The sequence below is a fragment of the Chitinophaga sp. GbtcB8 genome (assembly GCF_019091455.1).
GTDB lineage: Bacteria > Bacteroidota > Bacteroidia > Chitinophagales > Chitinophagaceae > Chitinophaga.
In genome coordinates this window covers 71,470-89,801 of the sequence record NZ_JAGXJN010000027.1, presented here as the reverse complement: position 1 = coordinate 89,801, position 18,332 = coordinate 71,470, and the positions used below count along the sequence as shown (strand labels likewise).

At 46.7% G+C, this 18,332-nt stretch carries 18 protein-coding genes and 1 pseudogene; 9 read left to right on the top strand and 10 right to left on the bottom strand.

Annotation, left to right across the window (positions count from 1 at the left end):
- Window positions 1-95 precede the first annotated feature (95 nt).
- The 3 genes and pseudogenes from KVT36_RS21685 to KVT36_RS21670 form a co-directional block, all read right to left on the bottom strand.
- Window positions 96-1,151, bottom strand: a complete 1,056-nt coding sequence (locus tag KVT36_RS21685) for a macro domain-containing protein (protein WP_217605539.1) — start codon at window positions 1,149-1,151, stop codon at window positions 96-98.
- Window positions 1,129-1,793: pseudogene (locus KVT36_RS33255) on the bottom strand (DUF4433 domain-containing protein). Before KVT36_RS33255 ends, KVT36_RS21685 begins: the two are co-directional and overlap by 23 nt.
- A gap of 85 nt (window positions 1,794-1,878) precedes the next feature.
- On the bottom strand, window positions 1,879-3,423 hold the full coding sequence (locus KVT36_RS21670) for a glycoside hydrolase family 10 protein (protein ID WP_217605536.1): 1,545 nt from the start codon (window positions 3,421-3,423) through the stop codon (window positions 1,879-1,881).
- Window positions 3,424-3,544: 121 nt separating this feature from the next.
- Between KVT36_RS21670 and KVT36_RS21665 the strand changes: the two genes are divergently transcribed.
- On the top strand, window positions 3,545-4,558 hold the full coding sequence (locus tag KVT36_RS21665; RefSeq protein WP_217605535.1) for a DUF3500 domain-containing protein: 1,014 nt from the start codon (window positions 3,545-3,547) through the stop codon (window positions 4,556-4,558).
- 144 nt (window positions 4,559-4,702) lie between these two features.
- Here the strand turns inward: KVT36_RS21665 and KVT36_RS21660 are convergent, their stop codons facing one another.
- Window positions 4,703-5,167 carry a methylglyoxal synthase gene (locus KVT36_RS21660; RefSeq protein ID WP_217605534.1) on the bottom strand — a complete coding sequence of 155 codons (465 nt, stop codon included), beginning with the start codon at window positions 5,165-5,167 and terminating at the stop codon, window positions 4,703-4,705.
- Window positions 5,168-5,231: 64 nt separating this feature from the next.
- Window positions 5,232-5,747: a ferritin gene (locus KVT36_RS21655; protein ID WP_217605533.1), complete on the bottom strand. Its 516-nt coding sequence runs from the start codon at window positions 5,745-5,747 to the stop codon at window positions 5,232-5,234.
- Window positions 5,748-5,906: 159 nt separating this feature from the next.
- Between KVT36_RS21655 and KVT36_RS21650 the strand changes: the two genes are divergently transcribed.
- The 3 genes from KVT36_RS21650 to KVT36_RS21640 all read left to right on the top strand — a co-directional run bounded on the left by KVT36_RS21650 (window position 5,907) and on the right by KVT36_RS21640 (window position 7,745).
- Window positions 5,907-6,503, top strand: a complete 597-nt coding sequence (locus KVT36_RS21650; RefSeq protein WP_089906930.1) for a NifU family protein — start codon at window positions 5,907-5,909, stop codon at window positions 6,501-6,503.
- A gap of 92 nt (window positions 6,504-6,595) precedes the next feature.
- On the top strand, window positions 6,596-7,231 hold the full coding sequence (gene pnuC / locus KVT36_RS21645) for a nicotinamide riboside transporter PnuC (protein WP_217605532.1): 636 nt from the start codon (window positions 6,596-6,598) through the stop codon (window positions 7,229-7,231).
- Entirely contained in the window at window positions 7,224-7,745 is a 522-nt protein-coding gene (locus KVT36_RS21640) for an AAA family ATPase (protein WP_217605531.1), read from the top strand. Before pnuC ends, KVT36_RS21640 begins: the two co-directional genes overlap by 8 nt.
- An 11-nt stretch (window positions 7,746-7,756) precedes the next feature.
- Here KVT36_RS21640 and mtgA read toward each other — a convergent pair whose 3' ends face one another.
- Window positions 7,757-8,500 carry a monofunctional biosynthetic peptidoglycan transglycosylase gene (gene mtgA, locus KVT36_RS21635; RefSeq protein WP_217605530.1) on the bottom strand — a complete coding sequence of 248 codons (744 nt, stop codon included), beginning with the start codon at window positions 8,498-8,500 and terminating at the stop codon, window positions 7,757-7,759.
- 107 nt (window positions 8,501-8,607) lie between these two features.
- On the opposite strand from mtgA, the gene KVT36_RS21630 reads away from it, so the two are divergent.
- Window positions 8,608-9,225 (top strand): L-threonylcarbamoyladenylate synthase, encoded by a 618-nt coding sequence (locus tag KVT36_RS21630; RefSeq protein WP_217605529.1) that lies wholly within the window; start codon window positions 8,608-8,610, stop codon window positions 9,223-9,225.
- Window positions 9,226-9,227: 2 nt separating this feature from the next.
- Window positions 9,228-9,518 (top strand): hypothetical protein, encoded by a 291-nt coding sequence (locus KVT36_RS21625; RefSeq protein WP_217605528.1) that lies wholly within the window; start codon window positions 9,228-9,230, stop codon window positions 9,516-9,518.
- Between the two features lie 151 nt (window positions 9,519-9,669).
- On the opposite strand, the gene KVT36_RS21620 is transcribed toward KVT36_RS21625, so the two are convergent.
- The 3 genes from KVT36_RS21620 to polA form a co-directional block, all read right to left on the bottom strand.
- The gene (locus tag KVT36_RS21620) at window positions 9,670-10,812 is read right to left on the bottom strand and encodes an aminopeptidase C (protein WP_217605527.1); all 1,143 of its coding nucleotides are present in this window, start codon (window positions 10,810-10,812) and stop codon (window positions 9,670-9,672) included.
- 114 nt (window positions 10,813-10,926) lie between these two features.
- Window positions 10,927-11,481, bottom strand: a complete 555-nt coding sequence (locus KVT36_RS21615; protein WP_217605526.1) for a GNAT family N-acetyltransferase — start codon at window positions 11,479-11,481, stop codon at window positions 10,927-10,929.
- A gap of 303 nt (window positions 11,482-11,784) precedes the next feature.
- Window positions 11,785-14,610 carry a DNA polymerase I gene (polA, locus tag KVT36_RS21610; protein WP_217605525.1) on the bottom strand — a complete coding sequence of 942 codons (2,826 nt, stop codon included), beginning with the start codon at window positions 14,608-14,610 and terminating at the stop codon, window positions 11,785-11,787.
- A gap of 105 nt (window positions 14,611-14,715) precedes the next feature.
- On the opposite strand from polA, the gene KVT36_RS21605 reads away from it, so the two are divergent.
- Complete coding sequence (locus KVT36_RS21605; protein ID WP_089908352.1) at window positions 14,716-15,045, top strand: arsenate reductase family protein; 330 nt, start codon at window positions 14,716-14,718, stop codon at window positions 15,043-15,045.
- A gap of 116 nt (window positions 15,046-15,161) precedes the next feature.
- Here KVT36_RS21605 and KVT36_RS21600 read toward each other — a convergent pair whose 3' ends face one another.
- A complete protein-coding gene (locus KVT36_RS21600; RefSeq protein ID WP_217605524.1) occupies window positions 15,162-16,253 on the bottom strand; it encodes a glycosyltransferase in 1,092 nt (363 codons plus the stop codon).
- A 357-nt stretch (window positions 16,254-16,610) separates the two neighbouring features.
- On the opposite strand from KVT36_RS21600, the gene KVT36_RS21595 reads away from it, so the two are divergent.
- Window positions 16,611-16,859 (top strand): hypothetical protein, encoded by a 249-nt coding sequence (locus KVT36_RS21595; protein WP_089906920.1) that lies wholly within the window; start codon window positions 16,611-16,613, stop codon window positions 16,857-16,859.
- Window positions 16,860-17,156: 297 nt separating this feature from the next.
- Window positions 17,157-18,296: a formimidoylglutamase gene (locus KVT36_RS21590; protein WP_217605523.1), complete on the top strand. Its 1,140-nt coding sequence runs from the start codon at window positions 17,157-17,159 to the stop codon at window positions 18,294-18,296.
- Window positions 18,297-18,332: the final 36 nt, after the last annotated feature.

Genomic DNA, 18,332 nt, shown 5'->3' with positions numbered 1-18,332 from the left:
CATGGCAGGAAAGTGCCTTATTATTAAAACTTGTTTTGCAGGGGAGGATTAATATCCGGGTTTACCCGGAAGTAGTGATACTTGTGATTGGCTGTCTATGCTGACCGCAGGAGATTGCGATGTGCTTTTAGATGATTATAGGCGATATCTACATGTTCTTTACGTATCAGTTCACTTTTGCGCTCATTCCATTGCTGGATCTCCTGAAAAACCGCTGCAGGGGTATATGCGGGGTTTCGGCAAAGTATATATGCAACGGAAGCTAATACTTCTAAAGAAAGCTCTGACTGAAAGCCATCTATTAATTGAAGCAGCTGTTTTAGCCGATCCTTTTGTTCGCTGGTTAATTGTGTTTGAACGTAGTTTTCAACCTCTTCCTTTCTTTCATGATTCAGAAAGAGTGGTTCAAATGCTTTTGCCTGCTTTTGTTCAAAGCCTTTTAAATATTTCCCGTTTAATGCATATAAAACATCCGCTATTTTAGAAGAATAGGGACCAAAAAGGTGCGGAATAAAATCCATCTGCATTTTTTCACCGGCCAATTGTAAAAAATAGGCCAGTTTATTAGCAGAAAACAGGCTATTGTGTTCGCCCAAATTCTCATAATAAAACATCAGATACAAAAACTGGGCTCTTACAGGGTTTAACATAATTTCTTTTTTTGGGGATTGTTCCTGCTGTAATAATTCTTTTATTGCCTTATTGGGCTCATATATATAAATAGTAGAATTAAGGGTTGACAAGCGGTTTTCTATAAGCGGCTTTACTATTTGCCAGTCTAAACCCCCGTTTCCGCATCCCAGGGGGGGCAAGGCTATACTCTGTATATCATTATCCTGAATAGCCTCAACAAGGGCTGTTAGGCCGGCTTCAATATATTCGTATTTAGAAGATTGACGCCAGTGCTTTTTTGTAGGGAAGTTGATTATTGTTTTTTCTCCCAAAAACTCATTGTGATCCTGAACTATTAATAATGTTCCAATATTTAGCTGTTGAGCTTTACAGGCATCCACGTATTTTTTATAATTAACAGGAAAAGCCTCCCTGAACTGCAATGCCAGGCCCTTCCCCATTACACCAACGGTATTGACGGTATTCACTAAAGCACTTGCATCTGAATTAAGCAGGTTACCTGTTATGTATTGTATCATTCTTAACGATTGAAATAGTAAGCCTTTTTAATAGAAACAGGTATTGATAAATTAGCTTTTGTACTTCTTCCTTTGCAAAGGTAGCACAGCTTTTATCATATACAACTATCTCTTTAATGTGGTTTACTGGTACATAATTACGAATCAAAAATTCGGCCTGGTATCTTCGGGGTCTATCGGGATCTTTTTCTGTTTTTTTAAAATCCCGGATGATATTACTTCCCAATCAATTAGCTGCAGATCTTCTAACCGGTATAAATGTTTAGAAATAGCCGTATTTGCCTGGCCATCTGTAAAGAAGTAACGGATACCAGGCTGTATGAGTGATTCCATATTACATAGCACATGAACTATTGAGCCGGGAGAGCACTTTTGTACATTATGCCCTGTCAGAATATTAAATAACATGATAGAACAGGGTGTAAAATAAAAAGGAACATAATCTCCTATACGCCCATAATCTTTTATTTTGACCGGATGATGGGTTCTTTTGCCTATGACATCTGCACTACCTATTGACACATAATCCGGATTTGCATTTGCATGGTTTTTATTACAGATGCCAAATTGCAAAGTGTTACAAAGGTTGTCTATATGCAGGATCCTGTATAATCGAATAGTTTGGGGGATATTGCCAGGCATAATATTAAAAATACATCATTTTTGCCGTCCCCGTATGACAATTCTTTTATCACTTAATTTATTGATAAATAAATGTTTAACCTGTTTACGGGAATATAAAAATGGTTTTCCCATTCTGCACCTTCGTGCGCAGCGGCTCACTGGAAAAACTTTCATTCTGCATACGGTCCAGCGCGGTTACCACATAAGTATAGATATGGCCTTTCTGGTAGGTCATATCGGTAAACTGCGGGTCAGGCATTTGTGGTACCAGGGCCAGTATTTTCGTAGGGTCGTTCAGGTTCACTACTTCCGTACCTTCAAAACGATACAGCACATATTGCTGTGTGCGATGCAGGGTATCATCATCTGACCAATAGAGCTGCAGGCCATTGGCCCGTTCAAAAGCATCTATAAAATAAGGGGATTTAGGCGCCTGCTGCTGGCCCAGCCAGGGCATTAACGGGCGCAGTGCCGGGTAGCGGTACAGGTGATTGTGCAAACTATCTTCTATACCCAGGGGATTACCGGAAAAGGATTTATTGCTGTAAAAGATGCTGCCCTGTATTGTGTTCAGTGTACGGGCTTCTGCTATTTGCCGGGGCAGCTCGTTGGGATTGCGCCAGGCAGCGTTGCTGTTAATGCGGTATACGCCGTGGCCAATGTACACATGCCGGCCGTAGCCGTGCTGCGCCCACCAGTTCAGCAGCACCTCATAAGCTACCAGGCGGTGGCCGGTTTCCCAATACAGCTGGGGCGCTACATAATCGATCCAGCCATTCTTCAGCCATTTGAGCACATCGGCAAACAGATCGTCGTAATTGGTTTGACCGCCGGTGGTGTAGGAGCCTTCCATATCTTTATTATGGTTACGCCATACGCCAAAGGGGCTTACGCCGAACTTAACCCAGGGTTTGGCGGCTTTAATGGCCAGGCTTACCATGTGCACAAACGTATCCACATTCTGGCGGCGCCAGTCGTCCCGCATCATATTATTACCATACTGGCGGTAGGAATTATTATCCGGGAACTCTTTGCCGGGAATGCGGTAAGGGTAAAAGTAATCGTCAAAATGTACGGCATCAATATCATACCGGGTTACCACATCTTTAATGATCTGTGTTACATAAACACGGGCTTCGGGAATGCCGGGGTCAAAATATTTTTTATCGCCGTAGGTAACAAACCACTGCGGGCGCAGGCGGGTAATATGGTTAGGGGCGATGCTGCTGCGGCCTACATTGAATACTGCACGGTAGGGGTTAAACCAGGCATGGAACTCCATACCGCGTTTATGGGTTTCCGTTACCATAAACTCCAGCGGATCATAATAAGGATTGGGGGCCTGCCCCTGTGAGCCGGTTAAAAATTCTGACCAGGGCTCAAAGGGGGATGCATAAAATGCATCGGTGGCCGGGCGTACCTGTACCACTACGGCATTCATGCCGTTGCGCTGCTGCCGGTCCAGTATATCAATAAACTCCTGCTTTTGCTGTTCTGTACTCAAACCCCTGCGGGAAGGCCAGTCTATATTTTCCACGGTGGCTATCCATACGGCCCTGAGTTCCCTTTTGGGGGGTAGCTGTGCGTGTAAGGATGTTACTATGCAACACAGTAACATGATACCTGCTGCCAATTGCTTCACATTCATCTACAATGCGTTACTTTAAAATGCTAAAAGTGCGAAAATAAGTAAAAAGTGTGCCACACATCAAACATGTACCCTACATATTGATGCGTTTTACTATTTTGTTTCAACAATTTCCACGCTTATGCTCTTCCGTACTTTACTACCAGGCCTGTTGCTGATCAGCAGCTACACCTATGCACAATCTACCGGGAAAGATATTACTACTGCGGCGCAGCAGTTCCTGCAAACACTGGATGCCGGTACCCGGCAGCAGGCCGTATTTACCTGGGACGATGCAGAGCGCTTTCACTGGAACTTTGTGCCCATGCCGCGCAAGGGATTGCCTTTAAAAGCCATGAATAAGCAGCAGCAAGCTGCGGCGCTGCACCTGCTGCAAACCTGTATGAGCGCACAGGGATATAAAAAAGCTACGTCTATTATTGCGCTGGAAAATGTGCTGAAGGTACTGGAAAACCGCGGGGCAGATGATCATTACCGGGACCCTGCCAACTACTACTTTTCGGTATTCGGGGAGCCGGGGCCGCAAAAGCCCTGGGGCTGGCGGCTGGAAGGGCACCACGTAAGCCTGAACTTTTCTGCCGCTAATAATACGCTGATAGCCAGCACCCCTTCTTTCTTTGGCTCCAACCCAGGTATAGTGCCCTCCGGGCCGGAAAAAGGCAAACAGGTATTAAAACAGGAAGCCGTGCTGGGTTTTGAGCTGCTGCATTCTTTGGACAAAACACAGCTGCAGCAGGCCATGATACAAACGGATGCGCCCCGGGAAATTATTACCGGCAACCAGCGCAAAGCTATGCTGCTGGACCCTCCGGGCCTTGCTTATAGCCAGATGAACCCGCGGCAGCAGCAAATGCTGCAACAGCTGGTAGCAGTGTATATTGATAATTATACCAAGCTGATGGCCGATATTTTACTGAAAGAAATTAAAACTGCCGGCTGGAACAATATGCACTTTGCCTGGGCAGGCGCTAGCGCCTGGGGCGGCGGGCATTATTACCGCATACAAAACCCCGCCATATTAATAGAATATGATAATACCCAGAACAACGGCAACCATGTGCACACCGTGCTGCGCGACCTGAAAAATGATTTTGGCGAGGATGTGCTGAAGGAACATTACCAGGCAGCGCACTAAATTGACCAAGGTCAACTTTCCCGTGTTAAAAAAGATGTAGGGTTTTATGTAGGGGGGAGGAGTTGCGCAGCAATGTCACCGCAATTACGGAGCCCTTTTAGGAGGGAAGCATACCAATTGCACTGCAATAAAACCCGAATAAAACTACTGAACACTACTCACCTTCCGTCCCAGGTACTGGGAATAATCCGTTAGCAGCACTTCGTAATCCTGGTGCATGAGCGGGGAGGTAAGCAAAAAATCAGCGCTGGTGCGGTTGCAGGCCATTGGAATGTTCCAAACGGCGCACAAACGCAGCAGCGCTTTAATATCAGGATCATGGGGCAGCGCCTCCATAGGGTCCCAGAAAAAGATCACCGCATCAATATCACCTTCCGCCACCATGGAGCCAATCTGCTGATCGCCGCCCAGGGGGCCGCTTAGCATTTTACGCACGGGTACGTCCAGGTGCTCTTCCAGCAGCTTGCCGGTAGTGCCGGTGGCATAAAGCTCATGGCGGCTTAAAACGGTTTTATTATAAACGGCCCACTCTACCAGCTCCCCCTTTTTATGATCATGCGCTATCAGCGCTACGCGTTTGCGTGCCTTTAGCGTTCTCTTAGATTGCATAGATGTAATTTGTTATACAAAATAAACAGAATTAAAACAACTTGCAATCCTATGCTGTCACACTTTAGTGTTGATCTTCTGTACGCATGGCGCCCATATCCCGGTCAAAAATGTATAAACCGCCTTTGTCCTCCCCGATGAGCTTCAGCTTATCCAGGATCTTGCTGGCCATTTTTTCTTCTTCGATCTGCTCATTCACATACCATTGCAGGAAGGTGTGCGTGGTATAGTCTTTCTCCTGCAGGCAAAGCTCTACCAGCTTATTGATCTCTGTAGATACCAGTATTTCATGTTTCAGCACCTGCTCAAAAATATCATGTATGTTCTTAAACTCTAAAGGGGGCTGTTTCAGCGCAGGTACAATCGCAAAACCACCGCGGTCATTAATGAAGGTAAGCAGCTTGAGCATGTGGATGCGCTCTTCGTCGGAATGCCGGAACAGGAACTGGGCAATGCCGTTATAACCCTGCACATCGGCCCAGGAAGCCATAGCCAGGTAGTATTGGGATGAGGCGGCTTCCAGCTCCACCTGCTCGTTCAATGCCTTTTCTGTGCTGGTTGATAGCTTTTTGTATAACATAAGAAAAGTGTTTAAAACGGTGCTTCAAATGGTTTATTCTAAACGAATATAATCATTTGCCTATAAGCCTATTGTAAAAATCGATGGAATATCCGGCCGGGCGTTCCAACTTTCTGGCTGAAAGTTGCTACCTTCGCAGTGTTAAATAAGGTTAAGAAAATGATTAAAACAGGCAATCCCATCATCAGTATCTATACGGAAATGACGCCGAACCCGGAAACCATGAAGTTTGTGGCTAACAAGCTCCTGTATCCCGGTAAAAGCATTGATTTCCCTGATGAGGCCAGCGCGAAACCTTCTCCCCTGGCCGTGGAGCTGTTCAGCTTCCCCTTTATACGGGGCGTATTTATAATGGCCAATTTTATTACCCTTACCAAAACTCCTGATACAGACTGGATGGATGTGATACCTTCCATTAAGGCATTCCTGAAAGAATACCTGGAAGATAACCGCCCCATTATTAACGAGGAGGAGATTGTGGTAACAAAAACAGCGGCCACTAATGAAGTAAGTGCTGATGACAGTGACGTGGTAAAACGTATTAAAGAATTACTGGAGAACTATGTGAAACCTGCCGTTGAAATGGACGGTGGCGCTATACAGTTCAAGGACTATAACGAAGGCGTGGTGAAACTGATGCTGCAGGGGTCCTGCTCCGGTTGCCCTTCTTCCATGATCACCTTAAAAGCAGGTATTGAAGGCATGATGAAACGCATGATACCTGAAGTAAGGGAAGTAGTGGCGGAAGCAGAATAATAAGCCATAGTTGAGAAGAATGATAGTGTTAAAAGGAGCGCAGTCTTAGCGACTGTGCTTTTTTATTTCCCCCTACCGATTACATTTGCACCATGAATTTTCAGGCCATATACCAAAGCCTGCTGGATGGCGTGCATGCCATGAGCTGGCTGGAGATCATTGCCGCCCTGTTTGGCGCCATCAGCGTGGTTTGCAGCAAACAGAACAGCATTTGGCTATACCCTACCGGTTTGGTAAGCACGGGCATTTATGTGTACCTGCTATCGCGGGAGCAGTTCCGCCTGTATGCAGAGGCTACGCTGAATGCCTATTATTTTGTGATGAGCGTATATGGCTGGTACCACTGGGCACATAAAGATGCGCAGCAGCACACTACTGCAGTGGCCTGGGCTACCCGGCGGGAGTGGATAGTGACCGTGCTGATAGCCCTGTTTGGCTGGGGGCTGTTCTATGTGCTGTTAAGGAATTTTTCCAATTCCGATGTACCGCTGGTAGATGCCTTTGTATCTGCCACTGCCTGCGCCGGCATGTGGCTGCTGGCCAAGCGGAAAATTGAGAACTGGGTGGTATTGAATGTATCTAACCTGGTGGCAGTGCCGCTGCTGTTCCATAAAAAATTATATCCCACTGCATTACTGACCATCTTCCTGTTCATAGTAGCTATAATGGGCTATTTCAGCTGGAAAAAGATCTGGGAAGCACAGGAAAAAAATGCCCTGCATGTTTAAGATAGTAGTACTGGGACCGGAATCAACCGGCAAAAGCACGCTGAGCCAAAAGCTGGCTGCACATTACAACACGGTGTGGACGCCGGAGTATGCACGGGAATATATTGAAAACCTGTCCAGGCCCTATGAGCAGCATGACCTGCTGGCCATTGCCAGGGGGCAGCTACAGCTGGAAGACGAAAAAGCACAGCAGGCCAGCGACCTGCTGATCTGCGATACAGACCTGTACGTGATCAAAGTTTGGAGCGAGCATAAATACGGCCAGTGCGATCCGCAGATACTGGAACAGATTGCCAGCCGCCGGTACGACCTGTATTTACTTACCTATATAGATATTCCCTGGGAAAATGATCCGCAGCGGGAGTATCCTGATCCGCAGATGCGGGAATATTTTTACCGCATTTACCGGGATATTGTAATGAACAGCGGAGTACCGTGGGCGGATATACGCGGTAGCTATGCTGAAAGAGAAGCGAAGGCGATTGCAGCGGCGGATGCGTTGAAGAACAAATAATATTTAAAATTTTACATTCTTTTAGACGTTTTCTTTGTTTCCAGCTTTGCTACTACCAGTGCTGCTACATCAGGATCGCCGGTGAGGTTGCGCATCTGGATCAGGATCCTGCGCTGGCGCCAGCTGGTGATGCGTGCCGGCGGGTTTACTGTATATTTTACCGGGTTAGGCAGGGCAGCCGTGATCATAGCAGCCTGTTCCCGGTTTAAAGCAGCAGCAGATTTATGATAGTATTGCTGTGCGGCGGCTTCAAAACCAAAAATACCATCGCCGGTTTGGGCCACATTCATATACATTTCCAGGATGCGTTTTTTGCCCCAGAGCTTTTCTATCATAAAAGTAAAATACACCTCCAGCCCTTTGCGCACCCAGCTGCGGCCCTGCCATAAGAACACGTTTTTGGCTACCTGCTGGCTAATGGTGCTGGCCCCGCGGATCTTTTTACTTTTCTGGTTATGCTTCATGGCTTTTTCAATGGATTTGAAATCAAACCCATCATGGTCGGGGAACAGCTGATCCTCACTGGCTATAACGGCCAGCTTGGCGTATTGGGAAATATCTTCCGAATCGGCCCAGGTTTTGTGAAAGTGTTTGTCCGTACCCCAGAGGCTTACCCAGCTGGAGATCATGGTAATAGTAATAGGAGGATTGACCCAGCGTAACAAGATCAGGTATACGAAATGTGCAATAAACAGGATCAGCAGTACGCGTCTCAGTTTTTTCCAGGTTCTGGGTACAATACCTTTTAATTCCATTCAGTCCGGTTTAAACAAAAATCGGCCGAAAGGTATATAAAATTTAGTTTAGGAAATGGTACTACCTTTGTTATATAAGATCATTTATCATCATTTAATTGGAGCTCATGCTATTACAATTGCACCCGGAAAATCCCAATGTCCGTCATTTGAAAACGATTGTGGAATGTTTGCGGAATGGTGGCGTGATCATTTATCCTACTGATACTGTATATGGTATGGGATGCGATATCTCTCACCCGAAAGCCATAGAACGTATTTGCCGCATTAAACAGATAGATCCGAAGAAGGCGCACTTTTCCTTTATCTGTTATGATCTGAGTCATTTGTCGGACTACGCCAAAAGCGTGGATACACCGGTGTTCCGTATGTTAAAAAAGGCGCTGCCCGGGCCTTATACTTTTATTTTGCCGGCCAGCAAGCAGGTGCCTAAAATGCTGAAGACAAAAAGGGATGCGGTGGGCATACGTGTGCCGGATAACAATATTTGCCGTACCATTGTAAAGGAATTGGGCAACCCGGTAATGAGCACTTCTTTACCGGTTGAACACTACGTGGAAGAATATACGGACCCGGAGATCATCCATGAAAAGTTTGGTAAGATCGTGGATATTGTGGTGGATGGTGGCATGGGAGGTATTACTTTTTCTACCGTAATAGACCTTACCGGGCCGGAACCGGAAGTGATCCGGGAAGGCGCCGGCAGCTTAGAACTGATTGGTTAACAATGAAGACATTATTACGTTACATAGAGATGGCAGCATTGCTGTTAGCGGCTACCAGGGCCGGTGCGCAGAGTTTGCGCTTACCCGCACCCGGGGCTGATACTGTTAAGCGGGCGCCTTTGCCCGTGTATATGCTTACGCCTGTTACTTCCGTAGCACCGGGGGCTTATTACCAGCAGCATTTTGGCGTTTTCTGCAAACAGGAATGGCTGCTGGAAAAACAGGTGCGTGTGCCGGTGAAGCTGCGGTTGGGAACTTACCAGTATACGCAAAAGCTGGAAGGGAAGCCGTGAGGGAATGTAAAATTTCAAATGTAAAATCATAAATGAAAAAGGGGAATGCCGCGATCCGTAGCATTCCCCTTTTTCATTTATCCCGTTCATAAAGTCTTTTCAATGTCTCTATGAACCTCCTTCGTTGGTTTGTGATCTGGAGTTTGAAATTCTATTTAATCCCCATTTTCTTTGCTATATCTGCCGGGATAGATTTTTTGTTAACCAGTATGTTGGTTGTTTTGTAAGCAAAGTATGGTACAGAGGCATAAAAGTAACCCTGCCCGAAGTTGCCGGTACCCCAGGAGTTCTTAACCCGGAAATATTTATTGCCATTCTGGTCTTTTGCCAGGCCTACTATGTGCATACCATGATCATCCTGGGTTTCATAATTATCAAAAGCCAGCTGGCGCACTTCAGGAGTAATGTTCTTTTCCGTGCCTGGTTCTTCAAACAATTTCTTGCGCTCTTCTGCGGTCATCTCATCCCAGTCTTTTTCCGGCACTATGGCCAGGCCGTTGGGGAAGCTGAAATATTTTTCACTTACATCTGCCGCCCAGGCTACGGTGTAACCGGTGTTGATGGCGTTTTCCGCAATGCTGATCATATCGTTCAGGGGTACGTTGTACACCTTTTCCCAGTTCCAGTTGTCCGGTACTTCCAGCACAAACTGTTCGTAATAAGGGTGGTGGGTAAAGGAGGTTACGATCACATAATCATCTGCATTCAGGCCCAGCTCTTTGGCAAAAGATTGCGGGGTGTATGATTTGCCTTTGTATTCAAACTTTTCAGGTGCATCGCCCATGTAGCTATCCAGCACACCGTCAAAGGCTTTTTGCCAGCTGGGATTAATGGTGCCTTCCCGGTTGCCGATGTTTTTTATAAACCCTTCCAGCAGGCTTTCCATTTCAGCGTGGTTGTACATTTTGGTACGGTTACCATCATATACGGTTTGGGGTACCAGGCCATAACGGCGCAGGCACAACAGGTCATCGGGGAAACCGCCGCCTTCGCCAAAATTAGCTTTGCCGTGCATACGCACATAGTTAGCTGCTTTAAGGGGGTACATTTTGCGTACTACAAACATTTCGCTCAGGTTAAGGCCCTGGCCTTTACCGCTGCGCAATAATTCCGATTCAAGAAAAGAAAGGCCGGAAAAAGACCAGCAGGTGCCCGTCATACCCTGGTTCTGCACATCATAGGCATCCAGGTTTTTAATGGTGGTGAATTGGTAATGGCTGCCTTCTTTGTTGGTGTTCTGCGCCATTACAGCGGTACAGGAGAGTAGTGCTGCGCACACGATCCATTTTTTCATACGATTGCAAGTTTGTTTTGTTGTTTGCCAGTTATTACCCCCCGGGGGGTGAGAGGTGCCAAAAATAAGGGAATGATGGGAATGCGGTGTATAAAAGATGGATGAGCGGGAGCCCTAAGAGCGGCTTTCCAGCTGATCCTTTTGTACGAATGCGGTGTATTGTTCTCTTGTGATGGCCCATTGCCAGAGCTGTTCATTTTCCTTGTCGGATACTTCGCCGGCAAACTGCATCCCGGCTTTTTGCAGGATCTTTACGGAGGCATTATATTCTTCTTCCGTATGCGCTACTACCTTTTGTACGTAGTTATGGCTAAAAGCAAAGCGTATAAGGGCTGCTGCCAGCTCCGTACCATAGCCCTGTTCCCGGTAATCGGCGGTTATTTCATAACCTATTTCTACCATCCCGTTCTTGTCCGGCCGTTCTTTAAAGCCGCCGGAGCCAATGAGGCGGCGGTCTTCCCGGTGTATCACCAGGTAAAAGAACCAGCCCAGCATGGAGGGATCGTTCCGGAGCTTATCATAGGCAACCAGTATTATTTCCGGGAACTCTGTCCAGTATTCCGGAATATCTATGCCCAGCAGATCCGCCAAAACATCGTTGCCCTGCAACAGCGCTTCAAAGTACTGCAGGGAGCATGGTAATAATTGTAATCTTGATGTTTGGATCATGAACGAAAGCTAGTAAACGTATTTGGGAAATACAAGCATAACAAGCTGCTAGTTGTTAATATTTTATTGGGTTACAACGGGAGTTTTTTATCAAATAAAGTACAAAAGTAAATTGATAAATCATAGCGGAATTTTCCCACCGGGAAATTAAACCCTGATCCATGGATTGCTGCGCAGGCCTGTACTGCGGGTATTATGCAGTTTTTTAACCGGCACATGATCATTATGAAACCTGCCTGTATAAAAAGAACGCAGCAGGTAATAAGCTGCTGCGTTCTGTGAGTAAGTGGTAAATATTATTGACTAATGCGCTTCCAGCCAATTCTTGCCGGCGCCTATTTCCGCTTCTACCGGAACGGCCAGGGGCAGGGCATTGCGCATGCATTCCAGTATAAGGGGTTTAATGATTTCCACCTCTGAATGGTGGGCATCAAACACCAACTCATCATGTACCTGCAAGATCATACGGGATTTAAGGTTATGCTGCTTAAAGGTATTGTGCACCGCTATCATGGCCAGCTTTATCATATCAGCGGCTGTGCCCTGTATGGGCATGTTAATGGCGTTGCGCTCCGCATAACCGCGTACTACTGCGTTGGATGAGTTAATATCCTTTAGCCAGCGCTTGCGGCCCAGCTGCGTTTGTACGTAACCGTTCTTCTGTGCAAAGCCGATCTGTTTTTCCATATACTCCTTAATAGAAGGGTACTGGGTAAAATAGTTATCAATAAGCATTTTGGCTTCTGAACGGGGTATGCCCAGGTTTTCAGACAGGCCAAAGGCGCTTTGCCCGTATATGATACCAAAGTTTACGCTTTTGGCATTGCGGCGCATGTCGGAGGTTACCTCCGCCATATCTACCCCATATACTTTTGCCGCGGTAGCCGCGTGAATGTCAAGCCCTTTCTGAAAGGCGTCTATCATCTGTGCATCCTCACTAATGGCGGCAATAATGCGCAGCTCAATCTGTGAATAGTCGGCAGAGAGTAATACATATTCCTCATTACGCGGCACAAACGCTTTACGCACTTCGCGGCCACGGTCTGTACGGATGGGAATATTCTGCAGGTTAGGATTGTTGGAGCTTAAACGTCCTGTTACGGCTACGGCCTGGTTGTAAGAGGTATGAATGCGGTTGGTGCGTTTGTTGATCATTAACGGCAACGCATCAACGTAAGTTGATTTCAGCTTGCTTAGCTCGCGGAAAATAAGAATGTCTTCCACGATCTGGTGCTTAACAGACAGTTTTGCCAGCACATCCTCGCCTGTGGCGTATTGCCCGGTGCGGGTCTTCTTGGCTTTGGGATCCAGCTGCAGCTTTTCAAAGAGCACCTCTCCCAGCTGTTTGGGCGATGCCAGGTTAAAGCGTACGCCGGCCTGCTGGTACACGCTTTCTTCCGCTCTTTTTATTTCACCTTCCAGCTCGCGGGAGTAATCGGACAGGGTTTGATTATTTACCGCAATGCCTTCATACTCCATATCCGTAAGCACGCGCACCAGCGGATTTTCTACTTCATAAAAAACTTTGTCAACACTTTTTTGCGTGAGCAGCGGCACAAATTTTTCTTTCAGCTGCAGGGTAATGTCGGCATCTTCCGCGGCATATTCCTTGATCTTTTCCAGCTCCACATCGCGCATGTTGCCCTGGTTCTTGCCCTTTTTACCAATGAGCGTTTCAATGGATACCGGTGCGTACTGCAGGTACTGTGCGCTCAGCAGATCCATGCCGCGCCGGCCTTCCGGCTCAATCAGGTAATGGGCCAGCATGGTATCAAAAATGGGTCCTTTAATTTCCATGCCATACCATTTCAGCACCAGCATAACGTTCTTAATGTTCTGCCCTATAAAAGTGATCTGCTCATTTTCAAACAGGGGGCGGAAAGTTTCCAGGATTGCTTTGGTAGCCTGCTGATCGGTGGGTACCGGTACATACCAGCCTTCATGTTTGCAGCAGGCAAAGCTCATGCCCACCATTTCCACCGCATTGGCATCAGTGCCGGTGGTTTCGGTATCAAAACAGATCTCTTTTTGCTGTTGTAAATGTGCGATCAGCTCCGCTATTTTCTCCGGCGTATCTACCAGGCGGTAGGTATGTTCCGTATTATCAATGTTCTTATCGGCCAGCAAGATATTAATGCCGCTGTCTGCATTTTCTTCGCGTGCGGCTAAGGTGCTGGTATCTTCTACAATATTGCCGAAAAGGTCCTGCTGCTGTGGTTTTGCGGGTAGGGGCGCTTCTGTGTTGGCTGATGAAAAACCATCGCCCAAAATTCTTTTACCCAGGGTTTTAAACTCCAGCTCCGTGAAAATTTCCGTAAGCTTTTCTTTGTTGGGTTCCTTGATGCAAAAGTCCTCTTCGTGAAAAGTGCAGGGTACATCGGTGATAATAGTAGCCAGCTGTTTGGACATGATAGCGTCTGCAGATCCGGCCTTGATCTTTTCTCCCATTTTACCGCCAATGGTATCTGCATTGGCCAGCACATTTTCCAGGGAATGGTATTGTGACAGCAGCTTCATGGCGGTTTTTTCGCCAATACCGGCAATACCGGGAATATTATCCACCGCATCGCCCATCAGGCCCAGGATGTCTATTACCTGGTGCACATCTGTGATCTGCCACTTGGCGCAAATTTCTTTGGGGCCCATGATCTCCTCTTTATTGCCCATGTACGGCGGCTTGTAAATGAATACATTTTCTTTTACCAGCTGCCCGTAATCCTTATCCGGTGTTACCATATACACGTCGTAACCCACGTTGGCAGCCTGCCAGGCCAGGGTGCCTATCACATCATCCGCCTCATAACCATCTACTTCAATTACGGGTATGTTAAAGCCTTCAATAATGCGCTTAATGTCCGGCAGCGCCTCGGTAAGATCTTCGGGGGCTTCCTGCCGGTTGGCCTTATATGCTTCAAAGGAGGTATGCCGTTCTGTGGGTGCTGCGGTATCAAAAGCCACTGCCATATGCGTGGGCTTTTCTTTATTGATGAGGTCCAGCAGGGTGGTGGTAAAACCAAACTGCGCGTTGGTATTACGGCCGGCCGTGGTTAACCGTGGATTCCTGATCAGGGCATAATAAGCACGGTAAATGAGTGCCATAGCATCCAGTAAAAACAATTTCTTTTGCATGCGCTAAACCTACGTGAATTTGAGTAATGTGCAAAGTTAGGAGTTTAAAGTTTGAAAGTTTTTACGGCAGGTGTAAGTTTGAGGGGGAATTATACCTGGATAAACATGAAGAAATTGTATCATTTGTCGAGCTGCAGCACCTGCAAGAAAATTATTGCGGAAACCGGTGTACAGAAAAAGGGATTTGTATTGCAGGACATTAAAACGGAGCACATTACACCGGCCCAGCTGGATGAAATGGCCAAGCTGGCGGGCAGCTATGAAGCGCTGTTCAGCCGCCGCAGTCAGAAGTACCGGCCTATGGGCTTACATGAAAAAACCTTAACGGAAAAAGATTACCGGGATCTGATATTGCAGGAATATACTTTCCTGAAACGGCCGGTAGCGGTGGTGGATGGGAAGATCTATGTGGGGGCGGATGCGAAAAATGTGTAGATGTGCAAATATGCAGATGTGCAGATGGGGGAATGTGCTGATGTGCCAGTTATGCAAAAAATGTGCAAATGGTATGCAACCGCTGCATTTCATTTGCACATTTGCATATATGCACATTAGCACATCAGGAACTTGCGTACGGCCTCTTTATACTGCTCCATATCCTGCTCATGCTGGAAGGAGCGGAAAGGGAAGCTGGCAGCGGCTTCCAGGGCTTTGCCCAGGTTGAATTTATCCTGCGGGATGCTGTAGAAATAACCTTTCTCCATCAGGTATTCACCTAAATATACCTGTTCTGACTGGCCGGGTGTGGGCACCAGGATGGCTTTTTTATTCAGCTTGGCTAGGTCCATCAGCGTGGTGTAACCGCTGCGGCTCAGCACCATGCCGGAGGCCAGCATGGCCTCATTCAGCTCCTGTGCATTCATATGATTTACCTGCCGCACATTAGGCGTGATCTGTTCCTGATGGGGTGTGCCCGGCTTGCCGCTTACAATAAGGGCGCGGATGGGCAGCTGTTTTATTTGTTCCAGGATCAGCTTTTCCAGGTTGGAGCGTTGTGGCTCAGGGCCGGAAATGAGCACCAGCAGATCGTATAGCTGCTTTACTCCCTCCCGGGGCTGAAAGCGGCTCAGGCAGCCAATATAGCTGGTATGGGGCGGCAGCTCTTTGGGATGGCCCAAAATACCGGAAAGATTATTGTCCCCCGCAAAGTCCGGGATCCAGCAGGCGCTGTAGCGGCGAATGTATTTATAATTAAGCTTTTGTAAAATGCGTTCTGTAACCCCGCCAAAGGGTGTTTTGATCAGCAGCTGGTGAGAAATAAACACACAGGGAATATCCGGGTGGTACAGTCCAAAGCGGTTATCTGAAATAACTCCCTGAATACCATGTGTTTTTACTACTTCCTGCAGCCATTGCTGCTCATAGCGGATACTTTTCAGGATCTGGGGGATCTGCTGCATTATTTTCCAGCCAAAGAACCAGCCTTTTTGCGCGTACTGGATGCGGTAACCCGGCAGTGGCAGGATGGTGAGCTGCGGAAATTCCTGCTGTAAAAGAGCGGCATGTTTACCCTCTGCTGCAATAACAACCTCGCAGCCAGCGTTTAATATTTCGTAGATGAGCGGAATGTCGCGGGTAGCATGTCCCAGGCCCCAGTCAAGCGGTACTACCAGTATTTTTTTTGAAGCGTAGCTTGTGGACAAATAATTTAAAATTTTTTGCGAATTTAGCGTAAATTAGAGAAGGTGTATTGTTAAGAAAAGGTAAACTCTTATAACGAAAGGATTTAAAATTAAAGAAGCTAGTTATAATTAGTATGAAACAAATGAAATGGCTGTTGATCTTTTTTTTGTGTGGGAGTTTAGTATTGCAGGGTTGCAGTGTATTTAAGAAAAACGATTGCGGTTGCCCAACTATGAATAAGAAACGCATGCATTGATCAGTGATTCGCCACTAAAGTAAGTAAGTACAGAGCCATCTTACCTTAAGCAAGACCTAACCTATCCTCCTTATTGAAAACCCTGGTGAAAAATTATAGGGAACGTCAAACTTATTTCTCAATGAAACCTGTAGAAAGGGATTTACTGATCTTACTTCACGAAGAGCGGTATAACGAGCAACAGATACAATTCGCTGTTAAACAAATCAGCGAAATGCTGACTGTCGTAGAAACTATGGAATACCTCTGCGCTGTCATGGAAGTAGTGGATTGCAACAAGAGCCGTGTTACCAGCAAACGCTCCGTACTGGAAAAAGTTTTTGCCAGGAAAACGCAACGCGCTTTTGAATTTGTAGTGCACAAGAACTGATACTATTTATGATCCCGGATTTACGATTTTAGAACTGTCTAACACATTTCCTAACCTACATCTAAAATCCTGATCTACTCTCCCAGATTTATACTAATAGATTTGTTGTAACCCGCTGTGTGTCTGAATTTTTTCCTAACTTTTTGTTAAAATCATCTCCCTTTATTCGCTTTCTTTTTCAATTCTACACGGGCAATTCATTTAGTTACAATACCTTCTCCCGGTTTAAAAATTGTAAAATCATCTCACTTTTAAAATCTTGTTGTAGGTTTGCCGGCAAACAAACCACTTATTGCAATGGCAGACTTTACGCACCTGCATGATTTTTTACAGCCCCTTTCCAAAGCCTCCCTGAACGAAGACGAGGAATTTGATATTGCCCAGATAGGCGGTATCACGGATCTATTTGAAGACGGGCAGCTGCCTGACCTGGAAGCCGCGGACATTATTCTGCTGGGCGTAGGTGAGAACCGTGGCAACGGCCCCGGTAAAAAAAGTACAGATGCGCCTGATTTGATACGCAGTGAGTTCTATAAATTATTTTACTGGCATAAAGATGTGAAGATAGCTGACCTGGGCAACCTGCAGCAGGGCGTAAGCCTGGGCGATACCTATGCCGCGCTGCGTACCGTGCTGGGAGAGCTGTTGCAGCTGCAAAAACCAGTGATCATACTAGGCGGCTCACATGATCTTACCCTTGCACAATACCAGGCCTATGCAAAACAGGAGTTTGTAATTGAAGCCAGTATAGCCGATGCACTGATAGACCTGCAGGAAGAAAGCCCCATACCGGCTACCGGCTTTTTAATGGATATGCTTACAGAGCAGCCTAACTATATCAAACACTATAATCATATCGGTTTCCAGAGCTATTTCGTACACCCGCGTATGTTAGAAACGCTGGACAAGCTGCGCTTTGACTGTTACCGCCTGGGTAAGATACGGGAGAACCTGGAAGAAGCAGAACCGGTGCTGCGCAACACCGACCTTTTCAGCCTGGACATTAACATCATTAAACATACGGATGCGCCGGCCAACAGCCTTTCCCCCAACGGTTTCAGCGGGGAGGAAGCCTGCGCGCTATCCCGCTACGCCGGCATGAGCACCCAGCTTAGCACCTACGGTATTTACGGTTATAACCCGGCTAAGGATAAAGATCAGCTGACCGCTAAACAAATAGCGCAAATGCTGTGGTACTTTATGGACGGCCGCTCTGTAAAGAACAAGGAAGCGCTGCTGGAAGAAAGGGATGCTTTCTGGGAATTTCATATAGCCTTTGGCGATATAGATACCGTATTCCTGAAAAGTAAAAAAACCGGCCGCTGGTGGATGCAGCTGCCCGGTAAGGATTTTGTGCCCTGCGCATACAGTGATTATTTGCTGGCCAGTAATAATGAGATTCCGGAACGGTGGTTAAGGCACCAGGAGAGGTTGTAATTATTTTCAATGGCATTCATGCCCACTTCAGGCGGT